Genomic DNA, 17,096 nt, shown 5'->3' on the forward strand with positions numbered 1-17,096 from the left:
CGGGAAGATGTTGCGCCCGGGCGCTTCGGCGTGTTCACATGGGCGGAGGAGTTGGTTAGGTCTACCTAACCATGTCTGCTCCCGGAGCCCTTCAGGAGGCCGCGATGCCTGCGTCGGAACGTGTTCCTTCGAGGTCCGGTGGGGTCTCGGTGGGGGAGTTGCTTGCGGTGGGGAAGTTTGTGCGGGCTGTGTCGGAGCCGCCGGCTCCGCCGGTGTCTGTGTCTGCGCCGGGGCCTGCGCGGCCTGTGGCGGCTGGGCGGGATGAGCGGCGGCGGGCGGCGTAGGTATTGCGCCGTTCCCCGCGCCCCTAAACGACTGCGCCGTTCCCCGCGCCCCTAAAGGCGAAAGCCTGCGCCGTTCCCCGCGCCCCCACAGGCGAAAAGATTGCGCCGTTCCCCGCGCCCCTGAGGGGGCGGCTGGGGGGCGGGGTTGCATGGGCTGTTTGGGTGGGTGGGTATGCGGGGGAGTTTGAAACGGTTACCTGATTACCGTGATCCTCGTGCCGATCGTGGCGAAGTCCCACATCGCCGCCCCGCCGTCCCGCGGCTCGCGGATGCCGCCCAGCCTCCTCGTGGAGTCGGGTGGCGTCACCGACCCGTCGACCGCCGCGCTGAAACCGATCGCGATGCCGTCCTGGCTGGCGAAGCGCACGACGTGTTCCACGGCCACACCGTCGGAGCCGACGATCGTCCCGGAGCGTGACGTGACGGCGTACCCGGCGGGCAGCGGATCGACCGTACCGGGGCTGACCCGGAACGTCCGACGGACCCGGTCGCCCTCGTCGACCAGCCACACCCGGTCGTCGTCCAGCGAGTACACGACCCGACGCCCGGTGCCCGAGCCCGCGGGCAGGGCCGTCGGGTCGTTCTTGTCCCGCGGGGCCTTCGACGCCGTGGCGGGCAGGGGCTCGGCGGCCCGCGGGGCGGACAGGTCGTCCGGCGCGTACGCCGACGCCTGGTAGGTGAGGAAGCCGATCACGGCGAGCGCCGTCGCGGTGAGCCCGGCCACGATTCCCGAGCTGGTCCGGATCACCTGAGTGCCCACCTCTCGCACGATCTTGTACGGTATTTGTCCGTGTTGTGACGGTGTGACGTTAGCAGCAGGTACCCGCCGGATTGAGGCGGCCGTGCGCCGGGTCCGGGCGCCGTAGGCTGTTCGCGTGCTCTTGCTCGCTCTGGATACCGCCACCCCCGCAGTCACCGCCGCGCTGCACGACGGCACGTCCGTCGTCGCCGCCCACAGCCAGGTGGACGCGCGTCGGCACGGGGAACTGCTCCTGCCGGCCGTCGACCGGGTCCTCACCGAAGCCGGGCTGCGGCTCGACGCCGTCACCGGCGTCGTCGTCGGCGTGGGCCCCGGCCCGTACACCGGGCTCAGAGTCGGCCTGATGACCGCCGACACGTTCGGGCTAGCGCTCGGCGTCCCCGTGTACGGGCTGTGCACCCTCGACGGCCTCGCGTACGCCGCCGGGGGTGAGGCGGGGATCGAGGGACCCTTCGTCGTCGCCACCGACGCCCGGCGCAAGGAGGTCTACTGGGCGCGGTACGCCGACGCCCGTACGCGCCTCACCGAGCCCGCCGTGGACCGCCCCGGGGAGCTGGACATCGGCGGGCTGCCCGCCGTGGGCGCGGGCGCGCTGCTCTACCCCGACACCTTCCCGGACGCCCGCGAGCCCGAGCACGTGTCGGCGGCCTCGCTCGCGTCCCTGGCGGCCGAACGGCTGGCGGCGGGCGAGGAACTGGAAGCGCCCCGGCCGCTCTATCTGCGCCGGCCCGACGCCCAGGTGCCCAAGAACTACAAGGTGGTCACCCCCAAGTGACGACCGCGGTGCTGCGCGAGATGCGCTGGTGGGACATCGAGCCCGTACTGGAACTGGAGAAGGACCTCTTCCCCGAGGACGCCTGGTCCCGGGGCATGTTCTGGTCCGACCTGGCCCACGCGCGAGGACCCGAGGCGACCCGGCGGTACGTGGTGGCGGAGGACGGCGGGGTGATCGTCGGGTACGGGGGCCTCGCCGCCGCCGGTGACGCCGGTGACGTCCAGACCATCGCCGTAGCCCGGGAGCACTGGGGCACCGGGCTCGGCGCGCTGATACTGACCGAACTGCTGCGGGCCGCGACCGCCTTCGAGTGCGCCGAGGTGCTGCTCGAATGCCGGGTCGACAACATCCGCGCCCAGAAGCTCTACGAACGCTTCGGCTTCGAGCCGATCGGCTTCCGGCGCGGCTACTACCAGCCGGGGAACGTGGACGCCCTCGTGATGCGCCTCAACGACCCGTCAACATCCGTACAAGGAACCGAGATCAATGGCTGACGAACCTCTCGTCCTCGGCATCGAGACCTCCTGCGACGAGACCGGCGTCGGCATCGTCCGGGGCACGACCCTGCTCGCCGACGCCATCGCCTCCAGCGTCGACGAGCACGCGCGCTTCGGCGGAGTCGTGCCGGAGGTCGCCTCGCGGGCGCACCTGGAAGCGATGGTGCCGACCATCGAGCGGGCGCTGAAGGAGGCCGGGGTCAGCGCGCGGGACCTCGACGGCATCTCCGTCACCGCCGGGCCCGGGCTCGCGGGCGCGCTGCTCGTCGGGGTCTCGGCGGCGAAGGCGTACGCGTACGCGCTGGGGAAGCCGTTGTACGGGGTGAACCATCTGGCGTCCCACATCTGCGTGGACCAGTTGGAGCACGGCCCGCTGCCCGAGCCGACGATGGCGCTGCTCGTCTCCGGCGGGCACTCCTCGCTGCTGCTGTCCTCGGACATCACGTCCGACGTACGGCCGATGGGCGCGACCATCGACGACGCGGCGGGGGAGGCCTTCGACAAGATCGCGCGCGTTCTCAACCTCGGTTTCCCGGGCGGGCCCGTCATCGACCGGTACGCCAAGGAGGGTGACCCGAACGCGATCTCCTTCCCGCGCGGGCTCACCGGGCCGCGTGACGCCGCGTACGACTTCTCCTTCTCCGGGCTGAAGACCGCGGTGGCCCGGTGGATCGAGGCGAAGCGGGCGGCCGGTGAGGACGTGCCGGTGCGTGACGTGGCCGCGTCCTTCCAGGAGGCCGTCGTCGACGTCCTGACCCGTAAGGCCGTACGGGCCTGTCGTGACGAAGGCGTCGACCATCTGATGATCGGTGGCGGGGTCGCCGCGAACTCGCGGTTGCGGGTGCTCGCGCAGGAGCGGTGCGAGGCGGCGGGGATCACGTTGCGGGTGCCTCGGCCGAAGCTGTGTACGGACAACGGGGCGATGGTCGCCGCGCTGGGCGCGGAGATGGTGGCTCGGGGGCGGGACGCGTCCGACTGGGATCTGTCGGCGGACTCGTCGTTGCCCGTGACCGATCCGCACGTGCCGGGGCGTTCCCACGCCGGAGGGCGCGCGCACTCCCACTCCCACGATCACGTGCACGAGGTCAGTAAGGACAACCTGTACTCATGAGTGTGGCGTTGATGTGGGAGGCGCGGGCCGTCGAGGGGCGGGGGGAGGAACTGCTCGCGTGGGTGCGGGAGCAGGACCTCCCGGCGCGGCCCCTGCGGCGGGAGGTCCTGCGGGCTCCGGGGGAGCGGGTGCTTGTCATTACGTGGTGGGATGCCGCGTATGACGACGCGCTTCCTGAGCTTCCGGAGCCGGCTGGGGGGTTGGTTGCTCGGGCCGTTCATCGGTGGAGGTTCGAGTCCGTCGACGGTTGACGATTGCGCCGTTCCCCGCGCCCCCAAGAGTGGAAAGACTGCGCCGTTCCCCGCGCCCCTAAAAGACTGCGCCGTTCCCCGCGCCCCTAAAAGCGGAAAGATTGCGCTGTTCCCCGTGCCCCTAGACGGCCGTTGTTCTGCATGTCAGGTGGCGGGATGGGCCCGGTTGGCGTTCCTGGCCTTTCAGGGTCAGGTGGGTTGTGTGGGCGGTTGTCGTGCTGGATTTGGATACTCGGAGTTCCAGGGCGCCCGGTTCCACCACGCGTTGGCCCCTGGCGTTGGTGAACGCCGACAGGTCCGGGTGGAAGTGGAAGGTGACCTGGCGGGCCTCTCCGGGGCTCAGGGTCAGGCGGTGGTAGCCGATCAGGCGTACGTCGGGGCGGGTCACGGACGCCACCGGGTCGTGCAGGTACAACTGGACGACCTCCGTGCCTTCGCGCGGGCCCGTGTTGCGGATCGTGACCGAGACGTCGTGCCCCTCGTCCGTGGTCGTCTCCGCGTACACGTCCTCCGTGTTCTCCCAGGTGAAGTCCGTGTAGCCCAGGCCGTGGCCGAAGGGGTGGAGTGGGGTCGGGTCGAGGTTGCTCACCTCTCCTGCCAGGCCCAGGGGAGGCTGTAGGTACGTCCATGGCTGGCCGCCGGGGGTCTGGGGGATGCTCACCGGGAGTCGGCCCGAGGGGTTCACCCGGCCCGACAGGACGCCCGCGACCGCCGGGCCGCCCTCCTCGCCGGGGAAGAACGCCTGGACCGTGGCGGCCAGCCGGTCGTGCCAGCGGCCGAGCGCGTACGGGCGGCCGGTGAGCAGGATCAGGACGACGGGGGTGTCCGTGGCGGTCAGGGCGTCCAGCAACTGGGCCTGCACGCCGGGCAGTTGCAGGTCCGCCACATCGCAGCCCTCGCCCGACGTGCCCCGGCCGAAGAGGCCCGCCCGGTCGCCGAGCACCGCCACGCAGACATCCGCCTCGGTGGAGCGTGCGACGGCCTCCTCGAAGCCGGAGGTGTCCGGGTCGGTGGTGTCGCAGCCCTCGGTGAAGGTGATCTTCGCGTCCGGGAGTTCCGTGCGCAGGGACTCCAGGAGCGTGGGGATCTCGATGCCCATCGGCAGGGCCGGGTGGTTGACGCCCACGTGCGACGGGAACGAGTAGCAGCCCAGCATGGCCAGGGCGTCCGAGGCCCGCGGGCCGACCACGGCGATGCGGGTGTCGGGGGCCAGCGGGAGCAGGCCCTCCGGGTTGGAGAGCAGGACGACGGATTCCTCGGCCAGGCGGCGGGCCAGCACGCGGTTCGCGGTCGAGTCGAGGTCGACGGGGCCCGTGGGCTCCGGCGTCCAGTCCTCGTCCAGCAGGCCCAGCGCGCACTTCTGGCGCAGGACCCTGGCCGCCGCCCGGTCCACCAGGGACTCGGGGATCTCCCCGGCCCGTACCGCCTCCACCAGCGGGTCGCCGTTGCAGTGGACCGTCGGCAGTTCGACGTCCACGCCCGCCGCCAGGGCCGCGTGCGCGGCCTGCGCCTCGGTGCCCGCGACCCGGTGCAGGGTCTTGAGGAAACCGACGCCGAAGTAGTCGCTGACGACCGTGCCGGTGAAGTCCCAACGCTCACGCAGGAGTTCGGTCAGCAGGTACGGGTCCGCGGTGGCGGGCACGCCGTCCGTGTCCGTGTACGCGGCCATCACCGAGCGGGCCCCGCCCTCGCGCAGCGCGAACTCGAACGGGGGCAGCGTGATGTCGGCGAACTCGCGCACGCCGGCCCGTACCGGAGCGAGGTTGCGGGCGCCCGCGGAGGACGCGTACCCCGCGAAGTGCTTGAGCGTGGCGACGATCCCCGCGGACTCCAGGCCGCGGACGTAGGCCGCGCCGATCGTGCCGACGAGGTAGGGGTCCTCACCGATGGTCTCCTCGACCCTGCCCCACCGCGGATCCCGTACGACGTCCAGGACCGGGGCGAGGCCCTGGTGGACGCCGACGGAGGCGAGGTCCCGGCCGATCCGGTGGGCCATCTCCTCGACCAGGGAAGGGTCGAACGTGGCGCCCCAGGCGAGTGGGACCGGGTACGCGGTGGCGCCCCAGGCCGTGAAGCCCGCCAGGCACTCCTCGTGGGCGACCGCCGGGATGCCGAAGCGGCCGGCCTCGCTGATCCGGCGCTGGGCGCGGGCCAGTGCCTGCGCGCCCAGCGCGGGGTCCACGGGGGCCGTACCGAACGAGCGGGTGAGCTGGCCCAGACCGTGGGTGATCAGCTCGTCCCAGTCGAAGTCCGAGGTCATCTCGTCCTGGTGCGGGGCGACCCCGCCGCCGTCCGTGGCGGCTCCCACCCACACGCCGTACAGCTGGGCGGTCTTCTCCTCCAGGGTCATCCGGGCGAGCAGGTCGTCGACCCGGGCCTCGGCGGGCAGCGCGGGATCACGCCACGGGGCGTTGGTCATGGAACTCCTGTCAGAGTCGAGTGGGTTCACTTTCCGCCCACGCCCATCAGGCCGCCGACCAGCGCGCGGCGGGCCACCAGGTAGACGGCGAAGATCGGGACGCCGGAGAGGACGACCGAGGCCAGCAGCGCGGGGATGTTGACGCCGAACTGGCTGACGTAGTTGAACAGGCCGAGGGTCAGGACCCGCGGCTCGTCGGACTGGGTGAAGATCAGCGGGAAGAGGAAGCCGTTCCAGGCCTGCAGCGCCGCGTAGATGACGACCGTGCTGATACCGCCCTTGGCCATCGGGATCGCCAGCTGGAACAGCATGCGCTGCGGTGAGGCGCCGTCCAGGGCCATCGCCTCGTACAGCTCCTCCGAGACGTCCCGCAGGGTGCCCACCAGGACCAGTACCGAGACCGGCATCGCGAAGGCCGCCGTCGGCAGGATGACCGCCGGCAGGCTGTCGTACAGGTCGAGCTTGGCGATCAGGAGGTAGAGGGGGACCACGACCGCCTGGGCCGGGATCGCGACACCGAGGAGGAACAGCCGGAAGGCCAGGCCCGACCAGCGGGTGCGGGTGCGGACGGCGACGTACGCGAGCGGGACGGAGAGGCAGAGGACGATGGCCACGACCGCGACGGCCACGATCGCCGTGTTGGCCAGGAGATGGCCGAAGCCGCTGTTCAGCACGGTGTTGTAGTTGTCGAGCGTCGGACTCGTCGGCGGGGTCAGCGGGTTGCCGGTGAGTGCCTTGTCCTGGCTGGTGAGCGAGGCCGACAGCATCGCGTAGATCGGGACGATGACGATCGCGAGCCAGATGACCGCGCCCAGACCCGCGAGGGGGTTGGGGCGTTTCGACCAGTGCCTGCGGCGGCGGGCGGCGGGTGGTGGCTGCGTGTCGTGCTTCTCGCCCTTCGGGCGTGGACGGGTGCCGGGGCGCGGCAACGTATCGCGGGACACTCCGTCACATCCCTTCGCGGGTACTGCGCATGCCGCCGAAGCCGGTCAGCCGCACGAGGATCAGGGACAGTCCGGTGGCGACCAGCACCAGGAAGGACGCGATGGCGCTCGCGTAGCCGAAGTCGTAGCTCTTGAAGCCGGCCTCGTACATCAGGTACGGCAGGATCGCGGTGTCGGTGCCCGGGCCGCCCTTGGTGAGGATCAGCACGGTCTCGAAGTACGTGAGCGAGCCGACGACCATCAGGACCGTGGACGTCGTGACGGTGTGGCGCAGCTGGGGCAGCGTGATCGAGAAGAACTGGCGGTAGCGGCCCGCCCCGTCGATCGCCGCGGCCTGGTAGAGGACCTCGGGTATCTGCCGGGCGCCGCCCTGGTAGATCAGGGTGTGGAAGGGGATGAACTGCCAGCCGCCGACAAAGACGATGGCGAGGAACGCGCCGCTGGAGGAGCCGAGGATGTTCTCCTGGATGATGCCGAAGTTCGGATCGAGCAGGGCGTAGAAGAGCAGCGCGATCGCGGTGGACGACAGCAGGAACGGGACGAAGAAGATCGCGGACAGCACCGCCCGGTTGCGCTGGCGGCCCGCCGCCCAGACACCGAGCAGCAGCGCGATCACCGTCTGGAAGACCCAGCTGGCCGCCGTCAGCAGGACCGTCAGCCACAGGGACTGGACCATCCGGTCGTCGTCGATCAGCTTGCGCCAGTTGTCGAGGCCGACGGGCGTCGGGTCGCCCAGGCCGTCCCAGCTGGTGAAGGAGAGATAGAAGGCAAGTCCCATCGGGACCACGGCGAAGAACGCGAAGAAGAGAACACCGGGCAGTGCCCAGGCGGCGTGCGGCCGGCCGGCCGTGGCCGCCCCGGACCGCTTGTGCGGCCTCGGGGGCACCTCGGGACCGCCGCGCTGCGCGACCGGGCTTCCCACCGGGGCCTTGGTGGGGGTGGGTGCGCTCACTTCAGCTCCTTGAGCGCCGAGACGAACTCGCCCGGCGAGGACTTGCCGACGAACAGCTTGTTGATCTCGGTGAGCATCGGGGTCGCGATGTCCGCGTCGACCGCCTGGTCCCAGGAGAGCGTGAAGGCCGGCGCCTTCTCGACCATCTCGTACTGGAACTTCGCGAACTCCGGGTTGGGCGAGGCGTCGAGCAGCTTGGCCGCGTTGGACGTCGTCGGGATGTCACCGTTGGCGACCAGCGCCTTGGCGTACGTCTCGGAGGCGCAGTCCTTCAGGAAGGCGATCGCCGCGTCCTTGTTGCTCGTACGGGTGTTGACCGACCAGTAGTTGGTCGGGTTGCCGACGACGTTGCGGATGTCGCCGGTGCCACCCTCGACGGTGGGGAACGCGCACCAGCCCAGGCTGTTCTTCGCGAAGGACGGGAACTTGCCGAGCTGCGTCGAGTACTCCCACGAACCCATCAGGTGCATCGCCGCCTTGCCCTTGGCGAAGACGGCCGGGGCGCCGCCGTTGACGTACGACACCGAGCTGAACTTCGACCCGAAGGCGCCGTCGTCGATGAGTTCCTTGACCCGCTCCGCGGCCTTGAGGACGGCCGGGTCGCCCCAGGCGGACGCGTCGCCGTCCTGGATCTTCGCGAAGACCTCCGGGCCGCCGATGCGGTCGACCAGGTACTCCAGCCACATCAGCTCGGTCCAGGTGTCCGCCCCGCCGAGCGCGAACGGGGTGATCTTCGCCTTCTTCAGCTTGGCGTTGATGTCCTGCAACTGGTCCCAGGTGGTGGGCGGCTGGAGCTTGTGCTCGGCGAAGAGCGACTTGTTGTAGAAGAGGATGACCGGCTGCATGCCGCGCATCGGTATCCCGTAGTTGCGGCCGCCGAGCGCGCCCGCCGCCAGCACCGCGGGCAGGAAGCCCGACTTCAGGACCGGGTCGCCCGCGATGGTGTCGGTCAGGTCGACGAGCTGCTTCGCCTCCTGGTAGGCCCTGATCGAGCCGCCGCCCCAGTTGAAGAAGACGTCCGGGGCGCTCGGGGAGCCCATCGCCGTACGGAGCTTGGACGTGTAGTCCGCGCCCGGGATCCTGACCAGCTTCACCGTGCCCTTGGCCGACTTGCTCGCGGCGGACTTGTTGAAGCGCTCGACGGCCGTCTGCTGGACCTTCACCGCGTCGTCCCCGTACACGAAGGCGTCGATCGAGCTGCCGCCCCCGCCGGGGCCGTCGTCGGAGCCGCAGGCGGTGAGGCCGGTGGTGAGCAGGGTGGTGGCACCGGCGCCCAGGACCCAGCGCCTGCTGAACGTACGGCCGTTCAGGCCGCCGCCCGCGCTTCTGCCCGGGCCTTCGCCCGTGGGCCGCCCGCTGTTGGACCGCCCGTTGATCGACTCCATGACAGCACCTCTTCTTGTCCGGCTCGTCCGCTCACCAGCGAGCTCGCGTCACGAACATGCGCGAATGTTTCGGGTGGTACTTCGAATGTTCCGGGAACGTATGGCGGTCGAAGGGCTTCGTCAAGAGGTTGCGCAGGGATACGATCCCGTTCATGACTCGCCCGAATCCCGCCGTAGCCCAGTCAGCGACGCTCGCCGAGATCGCCCGCGAGGCGGGAGTCTCGGCCCCGACTGTTTCGAAGGTGCTCAACGGCCGCGCCGATGTGGCCCCCTCCACCCGGACCCGGGTCGAGGAACTGCTGCGCCACCACGGCTACCGGCGCCGCCGGGCCGAGGCGTCCCGGTCGCCGCTCATCGACCTCGTCTTCCACGAACTGGAGAGCGCGTGGGCGATGGAGGTCATCCGGGGCGTGGAGAACGTGGCGCGGGACGAGGGGCTGAGCGTCGTCCTCTCCGAGAGCGCGGGGCGGCTCACCCCCGGGCGCACCTGGGCCGACCAGGTCGCCGCCCGCCGCCCGCACGGTGTCGTGCTCGTCCTCAGCGGGCTCGACGAGTCCCAGCGGGCACTGCTGACCAGCCGCTCCATCCCGTTCGTGGTGGTCGACCCGGCCGGCGACCCCGGGGACGACTCACCCTCCGTCGGCGCCACCAACTGGCAGGGCGGGCTCGCCGCGACCCGGCATCTGGCCGACCTCGGCCACCGGCGCATCGGCGTGATCAGCGGGCCCTCGCGGATGATGTGCAGCCGGGCCCGGCTCGACGGATACCGGGCGGCGCTCGACACGGCCGGGCTGCCGGTCGACCCGGCGCTCGTGCGCACCGGCGACTTCCACCACGACAGCGGCTACCGCGCCGGGCTCGAACTGCTCAAGCTGCCCGACCGCCCGACCGCCGTCTTCGCGGGCAACGACCTCCAGGCCCTCGGCCTGTACGAGGCCGCCCGGGAGCTGGGCCTTCGCGTACCGGAGGACCTCAGCATCGTCGGTTTCGACGACCTGCCGGTGGCCCGCTGGGTCGGCCCGCCGCTCACCACCGTGCGCCAGCCGCTCACGGAGATGGCCGAGGCGGCGGCCCGGCTCGTACTGGATCTCGGCCGCTCGGAGCGGCCCTCGACCGCCACGAGGGTGGAACTGGCGACGAGTCTGGTGGTCAGGAGCAGTACGGCACCGCCGGCGTGACCGACGCCACGGCCCCCGTGAGCGGTGCCGGGGCGTCGAAAGTTTCGAAGACGGATCTGAGAAAACTCAACGAAACCTGAGAGTTTCCGAAGTAAAGCCGGGAAGTGGTTCCTTGTTGAAATAATTCGGACTTATGTTCTCTCTGTGAGCGGGAGTGTGAGCGTGAGCGGAGAAGACGAGCCGGGGGGCGCGGACGCCACGACGTCCGGTACGGGGGGCGCGGACGCCACGACGCCCGGTACGGGGGGCGCGGACGCCACGACGCCCGGTACGGAGGGCGCGGACGCCACGACATCCGTTACGGGGGGACGGTCGTGGTGGTCGGGCCGGTCACGGCTGTTCAAGGTGGCGGGCATCGCCGTCGGCTGCGCGCTCGTCGCCTCGATGGCCGGAGCCGCATGGGTGTACTGGCACCTGAACCACAACATCAAGAGCGTCGACATCGACAGCGCGCTCGGCGACAACCGGCCGCCCAGGGCCGTGACGACCCCGACGGGCACGGAGTCCGCCGACCCGCTGCCCAGCGGCGCGCTCAACATCCTGGTCCTCGGCTCCGACTCGCGCAGCGGCAAGCGCAACAAGGCACTCGGCGGCGGCAGCAGCGAGGGCGCCCGCTCCGACACGGCGATGATCATCCACGTCGACGAGGGCCGCTCGGAGGCGACCGTCGTGAGCATCCCGCGCGACACCCTCGTCGCGCGCCCCTCCTGCCCGCTGTCCTCGGGCGGTTCGACGGCGGAGGCGTACGGCGTGATGTTCAACAGCGCGTACTCCGTCGGCGGGCCCGTCTGCGCCGTCAAGACGGTGGAGACCCTGACGAACGTCCGCATGGACCACTACATCGAGATCGACTTCGCCGGCTTCGCCGATCTGGTGGACGCGCTCGGCGGGGTCACCGTGACGACGGACGACGACATCTCCGACGAGGACAGCCACCTCGAACTGGAGGCCGGCACCCACCACCTCGACGGCGCCGACGCCCTGGCCCTGGCCCGTACCCGGCACGGCATAGGCGACGGCAGCGACCTCGGCCGCATAGGCCTCCAGCAGAAACTGGTGAAGGCACTCCTCGACCAGGTCTCCTCCAGCAACCTCCTCACCAGCCCCACCCGCCTGTACAGCGTCGCCGACGCCCTCACCGGCAGCCTCACCACGGACACGGGCCTGAACTCCCTGCCCGAACTCATGAACCTCGGCCAGAGCCTGAAGTCCCTCTCCTCCACCTACACCGAGACCGTGACGATGCCGGTGGTGCCCGCCCCGTCCAACCCCAACCGGGTCGTGGCGGAGGAACCGGAGGCGGGGAAGCTGTGGGAGTCACTGAAGTGACTTCTTCCAAAGAACTCTGAGCTCCGTGTCGATTCCGGTCCTCGTCGTTCGACGCAGGGGTGAGAGGCGGGGATCGGCCCCGGCTCCGTGCCGAGGACTCAGGGAGTCACCATGCCCCGTTACCTGTCGATGATCCGGATCGACGAGCAGAACGCCCCCGCCGAGGGGCCGAGCGACGCGCTCATGGAGCGGATGGGTGAGCTGATCGAGGAGATGACGAAGGCCGGCGTGCTGCTGGACACCTCCGGGCTGACGCCGACCGCGCAGGGCACGCGGGTGCGCTGGGAGGGTGGCGAACTGTCCGTCACCGACGGGCCGTTCACCGAGGCCAAGGAGGTCGTCGGCGGGTACGCGATGCTCCAGGCCAAGGACAGGGCCGAGGCGGTCGAGTGGACCAAGCGGTTCCTGCAGATCCACGAGGCCCACTGGACGGTGACCTGCGAGGTGCGCGAGATCGTCGAAGGCTGAGCCTCGCCCCCGGCCTCTCCGTCGGCTACGGCTACGGCTTCGGCTCCGGCTCCGGCCTTGGCCGTACGGCTCCGGGGGTGTCTGATGGTGGAGCGTGACGCCAGACACCCCCGCCCAGGATCCCGACCACACCATCGAGACCGTCTTCCGCATGGAGTCGCCCCGCATCATCGCCGGGGTCGCGCGCATCGTGCGGGACGTCGGGATCGCGGAGGAGCTCGCGCAGGACGCGCTGGTCGCGGCGCTGGAGCAGTGGCCGAGGGACGGGGTGCCTGGCAATCCCGGGGCCTGGCTCATGGCCACCGCCAAACACCGGGCGATCGACCTCGTACGGCGGCGCGAACGGTACGCGCGCAAGCTGGCGGAGATGGGGCGCGACCTGGAGACGTCCGGGCCGTACGGGGCCGGTCACGTGGACGAGCCCGCCGACCCGGACGACATCGACGACGACCTGCTGCGGCTGGTCTTCACGGCCTGCCACCCCGTCCTGTCCGCCGAGGCCCGCATCGCGCTCACCCTGCGGCTGCTCGGCGGGCTGACCACCGTCGAGATCGCCCGCGCCTTCCTCACCCCGGAGAAGACCCTCGCCCAGCGCATCGTGCGCGCCAAGCGGACACTCGCCGCGAAGGGCGTCCCCTTCGAGGTGCCGTACGGGCCCGAACGCGAGGCCCGGCTCGGCTCGGTACTGGAGGTCATCTACCTGATCTTCAACGAGGGGTACGCGGCCACGGCCGGGGACGACTGGCTGCGGCCCGCGCTCTGCGAGGACGCGCTACGGCTCGCCCGCGTACTGGCCGAGCTGATGCCCAAGGAGCCCGAAGTGCACGGCCTCGCGGCGCTGTTGGAGCTGCAGGCGTCGCGGTCGGCGGCGCGGACGGGACCGTCGGGGGAGCCCGTGCTGCTCAAGGACCAGAGCCGGGCGCGGTGGAACCGGGTGCTCATCCGGCGCGGGTTCGCCGCGCTGGGCCGGGCGGAGGCGGTGTCCTCGGGGGGCGGGCCCGGGCCGTACGTCCTCCAGGCCGCCATCGCCGCGTGTCACGCGCACGCGCTCACGTACGCGGAGACCGACTGGGGGCGGATCGTCACGCTGTACGGGATGCTCGCCGTGCGGGCTCCGTCGCCGGTGGTCGAGCTGAACCGGGCCGTCGCCGTGTCGATGGCCGAGGGGCCGGAGGTCGCGCTGGGCCTTGTGGACGCGCTCATGGGTGAACCCTCGTTGCGCGACTATCACTTGCTGCCGAGTGTGCGGGGGGACCTGTTGGCGCGGGTCGGCCGGACGGAGGAGGCGGCGGGCGAGTTCGCGCGGGCGGCGGCGCTCGCGCGCAACCAGCGGGAGAGGGACCTGCTGCTGACCCGAGCCGAGGAGCACGGCCGACCCCACTGAGGGCGCGCAGTTCCCCGCGCCCCTCTTGGGGGCGCGGGGAACGGCGCAATCTCTTGGGGGCGCGGGGAACGGCGCAATCTCTTGGGGGCGCGGGGAACGGCGCAATCTCTTGGGGGCGCGGGGAACGGCGCAATCTTTTAGGGGCGCGGGGAACGGCGCAATCCTCAGCCACGGCGCACCCGCACCTACAAAGCGGCCTTCCCCCCGGGGGGGACTGGCGCGTCGCCCGAACGGCTCTTCCGCCGTGAACCTGGCGCGAGCCCATGGCACGGTGGAACCACCTGTTGGTACCCCCGGACCCCGGAGCCTCGTATGGCTGATCTGCAGGACGAACTGCACACCACCGCAGAGGTCGGGGAACTGGACCTGGATCATCCCGAACGGCTGAGCGGGTTCGAGCCGCACGCCGCCGAGGCCGAGGCCGAGACCGGAGCCGGGACCGTCGCCGGGCCCGGCTCCGGAGGCGGGAGCGAGCCCGCCGCCGACCCGCTGACCCGCGCCCACGCCCTCCTCGTCGAGCATCCCGTCGCCGACGGCTACAGCGGTCTGCCCTGGGCCCTGCGGCGCCTGTCCTGGTACGACCTCGAACTCGGCGAGAGCGCCGTCGACACGGACGTGCCCCGGCTCCGCGAAGGGCACGTGGGAGCGTTGTTCTGGGCGCTGCACCTGCCCGGGGGCCTGGTCGGCGAACGCGCCGTGGGCGCGACGCTGGAGCAGCTCGACCTGGTGAAGACCGTGGTCGCCGCGCACCCGGAGGGCCTGCGCATGGCCCACAGCGCGGCCCAGGTCACGGACGCCAGGAACTGCGGGCGGGTCGCCGTGCTGCTCGGCCCGGCGGGCGCCGCCGCGCTGGACGACTCGCTGGGCATCCTGCGCGCGCTGCACGCCCTCGGCCTGCGCGTCCTCACCCTCTCGGGCGCGTCCTGGGCAGGCGAGAACGGGCTGACCCGGTTCGGCGAGGAGGTCGTGCGCGAGCTGAACCGCCTCGGTGTGCTCGCCGACCTCTCCGGCGCCTCGGACGCCACCGTCCGCCGCGCCCTCACCATCTCCAAGGCCCCGGTGCTGTGCACCCGCTCCGCCGCCCGCGCCCTGCGCCCGCACCCGGCGAACCTCCCGGACGACGTGCTCGTCGAACTCGGCGCCACCCAGGGCCTGTGCCTGGTCCCGCTGACCGCCGAGCAGACGGGCCCCACGGTCCGGGACGTCGCCGACCACCTCGACCACGTACGGGAACTCGCGGGGCCCGAGTGCGTCGGCCTCTCGGGGACGTACGACTCCGGGGCCGCGCACCCGCAGGACCTGTCCGACGCCTCGGGCTATCCGCGGCTGGTCGCCGAACTCCTGGGCCGTGGCTGGTCCGAGGCCGACCTGGCCCTGCTCACCTGGGGCAACGTCCAACGCGTCCTGCGTACCGCGGACTTCACCTCCCGCGCCGCCCGCCAGCGCCGCGAGCCGTCCATGGCGCGGATCGCCGACCTCGACGGCTAGCTCTGCCTCAGCCGGCGCAGAGGCAGAACGGGTGGCCCGCCGGGTCCGCGTACGTCCGCCAGGTGCGCGTACGGTCCGCCGCGTCCAGCACCTTCGCGCCCAGCGCCAGGACCTCCTTCTCGGCCGCGTCCAGGTCCTCGACCGTCAGGTCCAGATGGAACTGCTGCGAGGCCTCCGGCGAGGGCCACTTCGGCGGTACGTGCCCGGGGGCGGCCTGGAACGCCAGCGTCCCCCCGCCCTCAGGCAGCCGCAGGTCCAGCCAGTCGCCGTTGTCCTCGATCGTGCCGCCGAGGATCGCGGCGTAGAACGCGGCCAGCACGCGCGGGTCGGGACAGTCCAGGACGACGGAACCCAGCTCGGCGAACGCCATGGTCTTCTCCTCAGGTCGCTTGAAGTCGCTTGAGGTCGCTTGAGGTCGCTTGAGGTCGCTTCAGGTCTCTGTGCGGGGTGTGGCTCAGGCCGTCGGGCGGCCCATCGCGCGGTACGTCCAGCCCGCGGCCCGCCACACGGCCGGGTCGAGCGCGTTGCGGCCGTCCAGCACCACCCGGTCCGTGGCGACCTCGCCGAGCGCCGCCGGGTCCAGCTCGCGGAACTCGCGCCACTCGGTGAGGTGCAGGACGGCGTGCGCCCCGCGTACGGCGTCCACGGCCGTGTCCGCGTAACCGAGGGTCGGGAAGAGGCGGCGCGCGTTGTCCATCCCCTTGGGGTCGTAGACCGTGACCTGGCCGCCCTGGAGGTGGATCTGGCCCGCGACGTTCAGCGCGGGGGAGTCGCGGACGTCGTCCGAGTCGGGCTTGAAGGTCGCGCCGAGCACGGCGATCCGCTTGCCGAGGAAGGAGCTGCCGCCCAGTGCCTCCCGCGTCATCTCCACCATCTGGCCGCGGCGCCGCATGTTGATGGAGTCGATCTCGCGCAGGAAGGTGAGCGCCTGGTCGGCGCCCAGCTCGCCCGCGCGGGCCATGAACGCGCGGATGTCCTTGGGCAGGCATCCGCCGCCGAAGCCGATGCCCGCGCGCAGGAACTTCTTGCCGATCCGGTCGTCGTGCCCGATCGCCTCGGCGAGCTTCACGACATCGCCGCCGCCCGCCTCGCAGACCTCGGCCATCGCGTTGATGAACGAGATCTTGGTGGCGAGGAAGGAGTTCGCGGCCGTCTTCACCAGCTCGGCGGTCGGGAAGTCGGTCACCACGAAGGGCGTGCCCTCGGCCAGCGGCGTCGCGTACACCTCGCGCAGCAGCTTCTCGGCGCGCTCGCTGCGGATGCCGGCGACGATCCGGTCGGGGTGCAGGGTGTCCTGGACGGCGAAGCCCTCGCGCAGGAACTCCGGGTTCCAGGCCAGCTCGACGTCCTCGCCCGCGGGGGCCAGCTCGGTGAGCGTGCGGGCCAGCCGGTCCGCCGACCCGACGGGCACGGTGGACTTGCCGACGACCAGGGCGGGCCCGGTGAGGTGCGGCGCCAGCGAGGCGAAGGCGGCGTCGACGTACGACATGTCGCAGGCGTACTCGCCGTGCTTCTGCGGGGTGTTCACGCAGACGAAGTGGACGTCGCCGAACTCCGCGACCTCGGCGAAGTCCATGGTGAACCGCAGCCGCCCGCTGGAGCCCTCGATGCCGGCGACGTGCTTGCGCAGCAGCTCCTCCAGACCCGGCTCGTACATCGGGACCTCGCCCCGCTGGAGCATCTCGATCTTCTCGGGCACCACGTCCAGGCCCAGCACCTCGAAACCGAGCTCGGCCATGGCCGCGGCATGCGTGGCGCCGAGATAGCCGGTACCGATCACGGTGATCTTGAGGGCCATGGGTGCTCCAGAAGGTAGCCGTCGGGTGCGCGGACAGAGCATAGTCGGGGCGTGCCGAAGCCCTTGACCGGGC

At 71.4% G+C, this 17,096-nt stretch carries 16 protein-coding genes; 9 read left to right on the forward strand and 7 right to left on the reverse strand.

All coding sequences use genetic code 11. The annotated features are described in order from the left end of the window. Positions 1-477: 477 nt before the first annotated feature. Complete coding sequence (locus tag IE278_RS28670) at positions 478-1,032, reverse strand: hypothetical protein (RefSeq protein WP_189776191.1); 555 nt, start codon at positions 1,030-1,032, stop codon at positions 478-480. Between the two features lie 127 nt (positions 1,033-1,159). Here IE278_RS28670 and tsaB point away from each other — a divergent pair, with 127 nt between their 5' ends. Genes tsaB through IE278_RS42495 form a run of 4 tightly spaced genes read left to right on the forward strand, consistent with a single transcriptional unit; the run spans position 1,160 to position 3,678 of the window. Next, complete coding sequence (tsaB, locus tag IE278_RS28675) at positions 1,160-1,819, forward strand: tRNA (adenosine(37)-N6)-threonylcarbamoyltransferase complex dimerization subunit type 1 TsaB (RefSeq protein WP_189776151.1); 660 nt, start codon at positions 1,160-1,162, stop codon at positions 1,817-1,819. 20 nt (positions 1,820-1,839) lie between these two features. Further along, entirely contained in the window at positions 1,840-2,313 is a 474-nt protein-coding gene (gene rimI, locus IE278_RS28680) for a ribosomal protein S18-alanine N-acetyltransferase (protein WP_189776192.1), read from the forward strand. Then, positions 2,306-3,427 carry a tRNA (adenosine(37)-N6)-threonylcarbamoyltransferase complex transferase subunit TsaD gene (gene tsaD, locus IE278_RS28685; protein ID WP_189776152.1) on the forward strand — a complete coding sequence of 374 codons (1,122 nt, stop codon included), beginning with the start codon at positions 2,306-2,308 and terminating at the stop codon, positions 3,425-3,427. The genes rimI and tsaD overlap by 8 nt, the downstream gene beginning before the upstream one ends. Continuing rightward, positions 3,424-3,678, forward strand: a complete 255-nt coding sequence (locus tag IE278_RS42495; RefSeq protein ID WP_246570773.1) for a hypothetical protein — start codon at positions 3,424-3,426, stop codon at positions 3,676-3,678. The genes tsaD and IE278_RS42495 overlap by 4 nt, the downstream gene beginning before the upstream one ends. A gap of 121 nt (positions 3,679-3,799) precedes the next feature. Here IE278_RS42495 and IE278_RS28690 read toward each other — a convergent pair whose 3' ends face one another. From IE278_RS28690 to IE278_RS28705, 4 genes are all read right to left on the reverse strand, one after another. After that, positions 3,800-6,097, reverse strand: coding sequence for a beta-xylosidase/alpha-l-arabinosidase (locus IE278_RS28690; protein WP_189776153.1), 2,298 nt, complete (start codon positions 6,095-6,097; stop codon positions 3,800-3,802). 26 nt (positions 6,098-6,123) lie between these two features. Next, positions 6,124-7,041, reverse strand: coding sequence for a carbohydrate ABC transporter permease (locus tag IE278_RS28695; RefSeq protein ID WP_189776154.1), 918 nt, complete (start codon positions 7,039-7,041; stop codon positions 6,124-6,126). Between the two features lie 4 nt (positions 7,042-7,045). Continuing rightward, positions 7,046-7,861, reverse strand: a complete 816-nt coding sequence (locus IE278_RS28700; protein ID WP_373312103.1) for a carbohydrate ABC transporter permease — start codon at positions 7,859-7,861, stop codon at positions 7,046-7,048. Between the two features lie 128 nt (positions 7,862-7,989). Next, entirely contained in the window at positions 7,990-9,378 is a 1,389-nt protein-coding gene (locus IE278_RS28705; RefSeq protein ID WP_189776155.1) for an ABC transporter substrate-binding protein, read from the reverse strand. Between the two features lie 152 nt (positions 9,379-9,530). Here IE278_RS28705 and IE278_RS28710 point away from each other — a divergent pair, with 152 nt between their 5' ends. From IE278_RS28710 to IE278_RS28730, 5 genes are all read left to right on the forward strand, one after another. Then, positions 9,531-10,556, forward strand: a complete 1,026-nt coding sequence (locus tag IE278_RS28710; RefSeq protein ID WP_189776156.1) for a LacI family DNA-binding transcriptional regulator — start codon at positions 9,531-9,533, stop codon at positions 10,554-10,556. Between the two features lie 384 nt (positions 10,557-10,940). Further along, positions 10,941-11,885, forward strand: coding sequence for an LCP family protein (locus IE278_RS28715; RefSeq protein ID WP_189776194.1), 945 nt, complete (start codon positions 10,941-10,943; stop codon positions 11,883-11,885). Between the two features lie 111 nt (positions 11,886-11,996). After that, positions 11,997-12,353 (forward strand): YciI family protein, encoded by a 357-nt coding sequence (locus tag IE278_RS28720; protein WP_107022241.1) that lies wholly within the window; start codon positions 11,997-11,999, stop codon positions 12,351-12,353. Between the two features lie 151 nt (positions 12,354-12,504). Then, the gene (locus tag IE278_RS28725; protein ID WP_189776195.1) at positions 12,505-13,737 is read left to right on the forward strand and encodes an RNA polymerase sigma factor; all 1,233 of its coding nucleotides are present in this window, start codon (positions 12,505-12,507) and stop codon (positions 13,735-13,737) included. Between the two features lie 312 nt (positions 13,738-14,049). Beyond that, positions 14,050-15,225, forward strand: a complete 1,176-nt coding sequence (locus IE278_RS28730) for a dipeptidase (protein ID WP_189776157.1) — start codon at positions 14,050-14,052, stop codon at positions 15,223-15,225. Between the two features lie 7 nt (positions 15,226-15,232). Here the strand turns inward: IE278_RS28730 and IE278_RS28735 are convergent, their stop codons facing one another. Both IE278_RS28735 and IE278_RS28740 read right to left on the reverse strand, forming a co-directional pair. Then, on the reverse strand, positions 15,233-15,595 hold the full coding sequence (locus tag IE278_RS28735) for a VOC family protein (protein ID WP_189776158.1): 363 nt from the start codon (positions 15,593-15,595) through the stop codon (positions 15,233-15,235). Positions 15,596-15,679: 84 nt separating this feature from the next. Continuing rightward, positions 15,680-17,023: a UDP-glucose dehydrogenase family protein gene (locus IE278_RS28740; protein ID WP_189776159.1), complete on the reverse strand. Its 1,344-nt coding sequence runs from the start codon at positions 17,021-17,023 to the stop codon at positions 15,680-15,682. Positions 17,024-17,096: the final 73 nt, after the last annotated feature.

Origin of the sequence: Streptomyces tauricus, assembly GCF_014650955.1 — a bacterium.
Taxonomy (GTDB): Bacteria; Actinomycetota; Actinomycetes; order Streptomycetales; family Streptomycetaceae; genus Streptomyces; species Streptomyces tauricus.